Below are 10,118 nucleotides of genomic sequence, written 5' to 3'. Positions count from 1 at the left end.
TTGAGAAGATTAATCTCTTCTCTATGTACTCTGCTTTTGGTAAACACAAATCTGAAACCGCCCTATGCGACATCGCTTGTACGGTGGTGTGAGAGGGAGGTGCTGCAATGCGCCTCTCTACTCGATTCTAAATTAAAACACTATGATGGCAACAATGTCATCTTTAAGTATCTTGATCATAAAACTAACACTTACTTAGAATCTTCTTTTTCTGTGTTTGATTTTATTGCAAGGCTTATTCAGCATATCCCATATGTTAATTTTCGCATGATTAGGTATTATGGTGTTTTAGCTAATAGAGTTCGCTCTAAATTACTCCCCATACTATACAGATTTCTTGGTCAAACTGAAAAAAGTCAATTAATATTGCCTTCTTATTCTTCATTGCTGATTTCTAACTTTAATCACAATCCTATGGTTTGCTCAATATGCAACAGCCATATGGTTCATGTTTTAACCATATACAAAAATACTTCATCTCGTTTCCTTTTAGGGCATCATCATTTAGCTGCAAGTATTTTTTGTTAATTTTCAATATTACAGGTGTACTCCGTCTTTAGTATGATTTTTATATGTTTTTAGACAATTTTAGCTCATTTTTTCTACTTCTTTTCTCTTGAATACTTTTGAATTAGTTTTTCTTCTCATTTACCTCTATTTTTTCTCATTTCCATAAATTTTGAAATTCCTAAATATAAATTTAAGACTACATTTTAACTTAGGACTTTACAACAAAAATAATACGAAGTATTAAGTTCATTAATAATATAAATTTGCCACAAATTTGCTACAAATAAATTTATGTATAATTACACACCGTTGGTTAAAAAATTTATAATTTTTTTAGCTCTGCTTTTACCTATATCTGCTTGCGTTAATAATAAGAAAATAAACAGTAATCATGATGATATAGTGCTGTGGCAGTATTCTAACTACCTAAATAATACAGAAATTGACAAAAATGTAACAAGTAATGGCAATTACGAGATAGTGTATATAGATAATTCTTTAAGATTGCCTTTAGTGGCGCAACCGATTATTGGAAAAGACTATTATATAGGTATGAATAGAAATGGGGTTATATCAAGGATCAATATTGCTAATAACAAAATTACTTGGAAAAATAAGCAAGCAGGGAGCAAATTCATTTTTTATGCTAATTATCTAAACGGCGGACTTTTGCAAGAGAAAGATAGAATTTATGCTTCTTTTGGTTCAGACTTTATAAGTTGTTTAGATAGTAAAACTGGAAAGTTGATTTGGGAGCAAAAGTTACAGGAGATAGTGAGAGCATATCCTGTTTTGGAAGAAGGAACGCTTTATTTACAAACCTTAAATAATGGAATGTACTCCATCAATGCAAAAAATGGTGCTATTTTGTGGTATAAAGCAGGGATTAATGATGGAGTGAGCGTGGTTAATGTTGTTTCTCCGGTAATTTATAAAAATGTAATAATAATGCAAGATGGTAATGGAGCTATCAGTATTATAAACAAGCGCACAGGTTTTGAAGAATGGAATTTTGATGATGAAAATATTTCTTTCGAGAATATTTTAAATGATGTTAAAATTTCGGTGTATCAGCCTCTTGCAGTGGATAATTTCCTGTATTTTTATACACCAGGTGGATATTTATCAAAATTAAATTTATTAAATAAAGAAGTTGTTTGGAGAGAAAAGTACAATATCGATAGGCCAATCCATATACATAATAACATTGCTTATGCAATTGATGATAAAGATACTTTTTTAGCAATCGATCTAAAAACTGGGCATAACATTTGGAAAGCTAAGCTTATAGATTATTTAGACGAAAAGGAAAAAAGAAAAAATCGATACTGGAATTCGCCAATTGCAACAAATAATCTAATATACATTTCTAGCTCTAAGGGAGAGATGCTTACCTTTAAGGTCACAGGGGATTTCAGCAATGTTAAGTATAAAGTAGGGAAGGGTTCATATATTTCACCAATTAATGCTGGAGAGAAAATATACGTAATTTCTTGATAAATTTATGACATGTCACCATTCTCATGAACCCCAAAATGTATTTGTGCAGTATATATTGGATTCTGATATACTAGGAATCAGTGGTATATCGATTATATGCGCTATGTTTGTTTATGGAATTATGGGTAGTTTTACACATTGTGTAGGTATGTGTGGTCCCATAGCTCTGGGGCAGATGAATATGAGATTAATGCATTTAAAAAAAGATCAATTGAACAATTTTAATAAGTTTAATTGTGCGTTATCACTTCCATATTACTTAGGCAAAGCAATGACTTATGGAATTTTAGCACTGCTTGCAAAATATTTATCAAGTTCATTTAGCGATAGTATAATATTTAAAAATATTACGGGAGTTATACTTATTTTCGCTGCTTTTATCTGCTTAAAAATTTCTGTTATAAAAATTGAAAAAATAAAACAAGTTTCTTTTTTCAACAAGGTATCAAAGCATTTTAAATTTTTAGAAAGCTATATAACCAGTATAATAAGTAAATTAAGTTTAAATCCTTTCGGAATTCAAGGATTATTTATGGGTATGATTTTAGGGCTGATACCATGCGGTTTAGTAATAAGTGCAATTATGATCACAGCGTCATATTCTCAAAACTTCTTAATATCTTTTTTCTCAATGTTTTGCTTTGGCTTGGGTACTTTTCCAGCTTTGTTTATAGTAAGCTATTTTGGGCAGCACATTATGTTAAAAGCAACAAAATATTTAAATATCGTTTTTTCTATTTTTATGTTCGCAAATTTTCTGTTGTTATTGAATTTTGCTATAAAATTATTGAAATAGTAGATCCGTATATAAGGTGGGAGATTTTTTATCTTCATCTAATTTTTAAGCTGGAGAGTCCTATAAGTGCAAATATAATTGCTATAATCCAAAATCTGATAACAATGGTTGATTCAGACCACCCTACCTTTTCAAAATGGTGATGGATTGGTGCCATTTTGAATATCCTTTTTCCCCGTAGTTTAAATGAGCCAACTTGCAATATTACAGAAATTGCCTCAAAAACAAAAACAAAACCAGTGATAAATAAAATCAATTCATTTTTTGTAATAACACTTATAGTACCAATTACTGCTCCAAGGGCTAAGCTGCCAGTATCACCCATAAAAACTCTCGCTGGTGGCGCATTATACCATAAAAACCCCAGTCCTGCACCTATCATTGAGGAGCAAAAAATTGCCATTTCACCAGCATTTTTTATATATATAAGCTTTAAGTAATTAGCAAAAACAATATTACCAACTAGGTATGCAATAATTGCAAAAAAAGCTGAAGATATTATAATCGGACCAATAGCCAAGCCGTCCAATCCATCGGTGAGATTAACGGCATTTGATGTTCCAGTTATTACACAAATTCCAAATATAAAGTAAAATATGCCTAAATCAATTGCTAAGTTTTTAAAAAATGGAAATACTAAGGTTGTTGATTGACCATCCGCACTTAGATAGCTGATGAAAGCAATTGCAATGGCGCTGAAAATAAATTGTAGAAAAAATTTGAATTTAGCGGGCATCCCCTTGGAGTTGTTATGCTTTAGTTTTTTGTAATCATCAATTCCGCCTATAATCCCAAAAGCGATAAGAATAAAACCTAACAGCAAAATGTATAAGTTTTTTATATTAGCCCATAAAAATGTCGAAATTATTATGGCAGTTATGATCAAAATACCTCCCATGCAAGGAGTTCCTTTTTTAGTAATAGAGTGATTTGCGGGACCATAATCTCTAATTGGTTGACCATTTTTTTGTATCGATGAGAGGTAGTTTATAAATTTGTCTCCATAAATTAACATTATTAAAAATGCTGTGAAGAGTGCTCCTCCACTTCTAAAGGTAATATATTTAAATATATTAAAAAAAGAAAAATACTTAACAAAGAACTCGGCTAAAATTGGAAACATATTACTATTGAACTTTTTGGATTAAATACTGGTTAAAAATAAAATGTGAATTAGAGGCAAAAGATTTTTTGCAATTTAGTTCAAGCTCTGTAAGCTCCTCCATAAAATTTAGCGCCTTTTTGAGGCTAATTTTATTGCAAATATCTAAAAAAATCTTTTTTTCTTTAAAGAAAATTGGAGGCAACATACTATTAATTATAAAATCAACTTTTTTATTTTCATATTTTTCTTTGCTTTTTATGAATAGCACTTTGCTAAAATAGCTTTGAATAATTCTGATCATACTAATAAAGTTTGTATCTTGAATTCTCTCAAGTTGTTCCAATAAACCATTCTTGTCCTTAAAAATTAGAGCATGACATATGTTGATATAGACAAGCTCTTTTGTTCCTGAGATGACATCCTGCACAATTTCTACCGTTAATTCTTTTTCGTGTCCTAAATATTGTACTAATTTTTCTAATTCATTGTTAATCAATAGCAGATTATCTGGTAAAGAATTAGCGATTATGTTCACTATTTCGGTATCAAATTTAATCTCATGGTTTCTTAAAAATGTTTCTATGAAATGTATTGTTGCATATAGGTCCAATTTATAACAATTGATAAAGCAAAATTTACCAATTGATTCAAAATCTTTATAAGTTTTAGATGTTTTTTTAAGATTTTCTGCCTGGATAACTAATAAAAATTTGTTATTGTTATTTTTAATGATTTCAATTATCTCCTTTTTAAAAGTACTTCCGACATTTTTAATAATTATAGCCTTTTTTTCAGAAAACAATTGGAGAGATTGCATATGATTTTGTAGTAATGAATGGTCCTTTTGTAAGGTACTATATTCAATTTTTTCAATATGACGCTCTTTATTATCAAAGTAAGTTTTTAATAGGGTTTCAGTAATGTAAATTACTTGACCAAAATCATCCCCAATGAGAAAAAAATTTAAATGCGATGCATTGTTCTGTAAATAAAAATTTAATTGCTTAAAATTAATATTCATTTTTTTAAATTGTATGGTGGAAAGTGCAGATTTTTTTGAGATTTTGTAAAAATCTCATAGCCGTCATCAGTGACCCCAATCGTATGTTCAAATTGGGCAGAGAGCGAATTATCTTTAGTAATAACGGTCCATCCATCATCAAGTATTTTGGTTTGCCACCCCCCAGTGTTGATCATTGGTTCAATTGTAAAAAACATACCTTTTTTTAATTCTAGGTCGTTTTTCTCGTCATAATAATGCAAAATACTTGGTGAGGTATGGAAATCTCTGCCAATCCCATGACCACAATATTCTCTCACTGCTGAGTAACCGAATTTTTTAATATAATCCTCTATTACCCTACCAATTTCATAAAGAGGAATGCCAGGCTTTACAATTTCAATAGCCCTCATCATCGCTTCATAAGTGACTTCAACTACTCTTTTTGACTTAATTGGAATTTTTTTTCCTACGTAAAACATCCTGCTTGTGTCTCCATGCCAGCCATTTAAAATGACCGTTACATCGATGTTTACTATATCGCCTTCATGTAGTTTTTTTTCTCCAGGGATACCATGGCATACAACGTGGTTAACTGAAGTGCAAATTGATTTTGGGAATCCTCTGTAATGTAAGGGAGCAGGAATAGCGCCATTTTCAACAATTTTGTCATGACACAAAGTGTTTAATTCATCAGTGGTGATTCCAGGTTTTACAAAATCTGTTATAAAATCAAGTATGGAAGCAGCTAGATTTCCTGCTTTTCTCATTGATTTAAAATCTTCCTCATTATGGATTATAATACTTGGATTCTCTTTCATTATTACTTATTATAGTGATATTCATCAATTAAAAATTACGAGCCTTATGACAGAGAACATCAAGCAACTTAAAAATGATGTACTGTTTTCGGTAATTGAGATATTACCTTATGAAGCATTTGATATCAATATAATTTCAAAAGCATGCAAAAACATAGGGCTGCAAAGTGAATATGCAAGCTTATTATTTCCAAATGGTAGGGCTGAATTTCTTGAAGTATTCAGAGATTATATTGATGAAATAATGGTTGAGAGAATAAAGAACGAGTTAAGTGAAGTTAAAAGCATTACCTCTAGAATTTTTGAATCTCTGAAGATTAGATTTGAGATTTTAGATAAATATAAAATAATTATACCTAAGATTATTGCTTTTTATTCTATGCCTTGGAATCACCTAAAATTATACCCTTATACGTGGAAGAGCATGAATTTAATTTGGCGTACCGCTGGGAATGACAAGTCTACAGATTTTAATTATTATACCAAAAGAGGCCTTTTGACTGGCGTATATTGGGCTACGTTATTGTATTGGCTTTCTGATGAGTCAACAAATTATGAAAGTACGCATGATTTTTTAAATAGAAAATTAATTTTAACTGGGAAAGTGGCAAAGAAGATCAAGCAATTTTCAAGCTAATTGTGATGATGATAATGCTATTTAATTTACTGTGAAACTTATTTTAGGGATGATATGATTGATATTGTGGTCGTGTTCTTTTATAAATAATTAAAACAATTTTGGTGCTAGCTTTGATTTTATGAAATTAAACTTATTTGAGGTGAGGAAAAGAATAAGATTACTTAGAAATGAAATAAAGAAACATGATGAGTTATATTACATAAAAAGTTCGCCAATAATTACAGATCAGCAATATGATGAATTAAGAAATGAGCTTGAAAATCTTGAATCATTATATCCAGAATTACGTGATCAAAAAAGTGTCACTCAAAGAGTTGGGACTAAGGTTGCAAAAGGTTTTACAAAAATTAGCCATACCTATCCTATGCTTTCACTAAGCAATGCGTTTTCAGAAGAAGACATTTCAGATTTTTTAATCAGAATTAAGAAATTAGTTGGTTATGGGTCAGACGATAAATTAGAATTATATTGTGAACCAAAGATAGATGGAGTGTCTTTTTCAGCACATTTTAAAAATGAAAAATTGCATTTTGCGATAACCAGGGGGGATGGAGCAATTGGTGAAGATATAACCAATAATATTAAAGTAATTGAAAATTTTCCTATTCAGGTTAATTATGATGAGGAATTTGAGGTTAGAGGTGAAGTATATATGAGCAAATCAGATTTTATAGTATTGAATGAAGCAAATAGTAAAAATAATAAAACACTTTTTGCTAACCCTAGAAATGCTGCATCTGGTTCATTGCGACAGTTAAATTCTATAGTCACTAGGAACAGAAGATTGAGTTATTTTGTTTGGGGAGGGAGAATTCAAGGTTTTAATAATCAGCGCGAGATGATGGAGAAATTTAAATCACTGGGTTTTATAATAAATGGAGGTACGCTTATTTTAGATAATTTAGAAGATATTATATCCTATTATGATAAAATGTATACGGCTAGAGCTGAGCTTAATTATGACATTGATGGATTAGTTTATAAAGTGAACAGCTTTGAGCTTCAGGAAAAAATGGGTAATATTAGTAGAGCACCAAGATGGGCAATTGCACATAAATTTCCTGCTGAATACGCAGAAACCTGTATTGAAGATATATTTGTTCAAGTTGGTAGAACAGGTGCAATTACTCCAGTTGCAAAACTAAAACCGATTAACGTAGGTGGTGTATTAGTCACCAGAGCTTCTCTTCATAATGAAGAAGAAATTTTGAGAAAGGATATAAGAATTGGTGATATAGTTAAAATTAAAAGAGCTGGGGATGTCATTCCGCAAGTTGTTGAAGTAAAATTTGAAAAAAGGAATTCAGAAGTTAAATCATTTATTTTTCCAAAAAAATGTCCAGTATGCCAAAGTGCAATTGAGAGTTTTGGTGATGATATAATCAAGAGATGTACTGGTGGAATGAAATGTGAAGCTCAAATAATAGAAAAATTATGCCATTTTATTTCAAAATATGCATTTGATATTGTAGGACTATCAAAGCAATCAATATTGCAATTTTATAATAAAGGGCTGGTAAAATTACCAGCAGATATTTTCAAATTGGTAAGTACAAATCAGACACTAGAGCAACCAATAGAAAAATGGGAGGGATGGGGCGAACAGTCTGTAGACAATTTATTTTTATCGATTGAAAAATCAAAGAAAATTAATATGGATAGGTTTATTTACTCACTTGGAATTAGGCATGTTGGCGTTGTAACTGCAGAGATTCTTGCTAATCACTTCAAAAATATTAACAATATAATGGAATTGATTGTAAAAGATGACGCAATAGAGATTTTAAAAGCAGTAAATGGAGTTGGAGAAATAATAGCAACAAGTTTTGTAGAATATTTTAAAGATCCATATAACTCACAAATCGTTAAAAATATTTTGCATTTTATAGATGTCGAGCAGGTGATCATTATGCAAAACAAACTTAATAGTCAGTTAGCTAGGAAAAATGTAATTTTTACTGGTGTGTTAGAAAAATATTCCAGAGATGAAGCGCAAAGTATTGCAAAAAAATTGGGAGCAAAAATTTCATCTACGATTTCAAAAAAAACGGACTATGTTATTTATGGGAGCAATCCTGGTTCAAAATTAAATAAGGCTAAAGAGATGAATATTAAGGTAATTTCTGAGCAGGAGTTTTTAGATATGGTTGAGTAATTATGAATAAATTGGATAAAAATCTTGGGATTGAGTACAATTTAAAAATAACGTCCGATATTGTACAAAATAGGATATCAAAAATTTTGCTAAAAGATCTTGAAGTTGAGCAAAATATTCTTATTGATGCAATGAACTATATGCTGCTTGGTGATGGAAAAATGATCAGACCATTTTTAGTTTTTGCAACAAATTCCATATATTCTACAACTATACCACAGTATGTTATTGATTTAGCTACAGCTATAGAAGTGATTCATACCTATACTCTAATTCATGATGACCTGCCTGCTATGGATAATGATGACTACAGAAGAGGGCGTTTATCTTGCCACAAGAAATTTGAAGAATCTACAGCAATTCTAACTGGAGATGCGCTACTTACGCTTGCATTTGAAATTCTTTCGTCAGACAATAATACTTCTATTGATCCAAAGGTTCAGCTTCATATATTTAACGAAATGGCGAAGCTGATTGGATTTAAAGGCATATTGCTGGGACAAATTTTGGATTTAAATTGTAAGGTGCAAAAATATAGTGCGGAAGAGTTAAAAAGGACAAGGATTTTAAAGACCTCAAATTTATTTATCGCTTCCTGTAAATTTTCAGCAATGATGAATAATGCTAACAGCAAAGATATTGATATATTGGCTTTGTTTGCTCAAAAATTAGGTTTAGCGTATCAGATAAAAGACGATATTGAAGACAATGAAAATGATGGTGGGCAAGATTTATTAAAGGAGTTAGTAAATGAGTCATTGAAACATTTAGATATTTTTGATAGTAAGTCATTATTGCTTAAGGATTTTACAAGCTATTTATTCAGGTCGTATTTAAGTAACTGAGGTATATGATAGATAATAAACCAAAAAAAATAAATTCAGAAAATAATATTGATGACAAAGATAAGTCCTCCAGAAGGGATTTTTTTGTTATGAGTGCAGTTGCGGTTGCAAGTGTAGGTGCAGTTGCAGCTACGATACCTATTGTTACTTCTTTAAAGCCAGATAAAGGAGTCCTTGCAGCTGGAAGTACTGAAGTTAATTTATCAAATATCAAGAAAGGAGAGACTCACACAGTGATGTGGAGGGGTAAGCCTATTTTTGTTACTAATAGAACTGAAGAAGAAATAAAAGAAGCAGAAGATGTGAATTTATCAGAGCTAAGAGATCCACAAAGTGACAAGGATAGGGTGAAAGCAGGTAAAGCGCAGTGGTTAATCACAATTGGAATATGTACTCACTTAGGATGTGTTCCTATTGGAAATAAAGGAGAATTTGGTGGATGGTTTTGTCCTTGCCATGGTTCGCATTATGATAGTTCTGGAAGAATTAGAAAAGGGCCAGCTCCTAAAAATTTAGCGATTCCACCGTATGAATTTATTAGCGATACTAAAATAAGAATAGGGTAAGGATATTAAAATTTTTTGCATACATATTGGCCTCTGTTAATAAGTTAATAATTGGCATTGCTAAGCAAATATAGCGTCAAAGAAGAAATGTATATACACAGATAATTCAGCCATATCAGCGGCTTTGGAATAAGCCTTGGTTTTTCGATTGTATCTCTTGATAAAGTCTCTGAGAGAGCT

Annotated in this window: 10 protein-coding genes; 7 read left to right on the top strand and 3 right to left on the bottom strand. The window is 30.9% G+C overall.

Annotated elements, in window-relative coordinates; genetic code table 11:
* Positions 1-99: 99 nt before the first annotated feature.
* The 3 genes from L8D11_RS05960 (at position 100) to L8D11_RS01325 (ending at position 2,806) form a co-directional block, all read left to right on the top strand.
* Positions 100-528 carry a transposase gene (locus L8D11_RS05960; protein WP_369127274.1) on the top strand — a complete coding sequence of 143 codons (429 nt, stop codon included), beginning with the start codon at positions 100-102 and terminating at the stop codon, positions 526-528.
* Positions 529-801: 273 nt separating this feature from the next.
* Positions 802-2,007: a PQQ-binding-like beta-propeller repeat protein gene (locus tag L8D11_RS01330; protein ID WP_236869879.1), complete on the top strand. Its 1,206-nt coding sequence runs from the start codon at positions 802-804 to the stop codon at positions 2,005-2,007.
* A gap of 7 nt (positions 2,008-2,014) precedes the next feature.
* Positions 2,015-2,806 (top strand): sulfite exporter TauE/SafE family protein, encoded by a 792-nt coding sequence (locus L8D11_RS01325; protein ID WP_236869878.1) that lies wholly within the window; start codon positions 2,015-2,017, stop codon positions 2,804-2,806.
* Between the two features lie 34 nt (positions 2,807-2,840).
* Here the strand turns inward: L8D11_RS01325 and mraY are convergent, their stop codons facing one another.
* Genes mraY through map form a run of 3 tightly spaced genes read right to left on the bottom strand, consistent with a single transcriptional unit; the run spans position 2,841 to position 5,732 of the window.
* Positions 2,841-3,929: a phospho-N-acetylmuramoyl-pentapeptide-transferase gene (mraY, locus tag L8D11_RS01320; RefSeq protein WP_236869877.1), complete on the bottom strand. Its 1,089-nt coding sequence runs from the start codon at positions 3,927-3,929 to the stop codon at positions 2,841-2,843.
* A 4-nt stretch (positions 3,930-3,933) separates the two neighbouring features.
* Positions 3,934-4,932, bottom strand: a complete 999-nt coding sequence (holA, locus tag L8D11_RS01315) for a DNA polymerase III subunit delta (RefSeq protein WP_236869876.1) — start codon at positions 4,930-4,932, stop codon at positions 3,934-3,936.
* The gene (map, locus tag L8D11_RS01310) at positions 4,929-5,732 is read right to left on the bottom strand and encodes a type I methionyl aminopeptidase (protein WP_236869875.1); all 804 of its coding nucleotides are present in this window, start codon (positions 5,730-5,732) and stop codon (positions 4,929-4,931) included. Before map ends, holA begins: the two co-directional genes overlap by 4 nt.
* 46 nt (positions 5,733-5,778) lie before the next feature.
* Between map and L8D11_RS01305 the strand changes: the two genes are divergently transcribed.
* From L8D11_RS01305 to petA, 4 genes are all read left to right on the top strand, one after another.
* Positions 5,779-6,369, top strand: coding sequence for a COQ9 family protein (locus L8D11_RS01305; protein ID WP_236869874.1), 591 nt, complete (start codon positions 5,779-5,781; stop codon positions 6,367-6,369).
* Between the two features lie 121 nt (positions 6,370-6,490).
* Positions 6,491-8,527 carry an NAD-dependent DNA ligase LigA gene (gene ligA / locus L8D11_RS01300; RefSeq protein ID WP_236869873.1) on the top strand — a complete coding sequence of 679 codons (2,037 nt, stop codon included), beginning with the start codon at positions 6,491-6,493 and terminating at the stop codon, positions 8,525-8,527.
* Positions 8,528-8,529: 2 nt separating this feature from the next.
* Complete coding sequence (locus L8D11_RS01295) at positions 8,530-9,372, top strand: polyprenyl synthetase family protein (RefSeq protein WP_236869872.1); 843 nt, start codon at positions 8,530-8,532, stop codon at positions 9,370-9,372.
* Positions 9,373-9,377: 5 nt separating this feature from the next.
* Positions 9,378-9,938, top strand: coding sequence for a ubiquinol-cytochrome c reductase iron-sulfur subunit (gene petA / locus L8D11_RS01290; protein ID WP_236869871.1), 561 nt, complete (start codon positions 9,378-9,380; stop codon positions 9,936-9,938).
* The last annotated feature ends 180 nt before the right edge of the window (positions 9,939-10,118 follow it).

It is taken from the genome of Candidatus Bandiella numerosa (genome assembly GCF_021811875.1).
Taxonomy (GTDB): Bacteria; Pseudomonadota; Alphaproteobacteria; order Rickettsiales; family Midichloriaceae; genus Aquirickettsia; species Aquirickettsia numerosa_A.
Note: the sequence above shows the minus strand (reverse complement) of the source record. Positions and strands in the feature narration are given on the sequence as shown.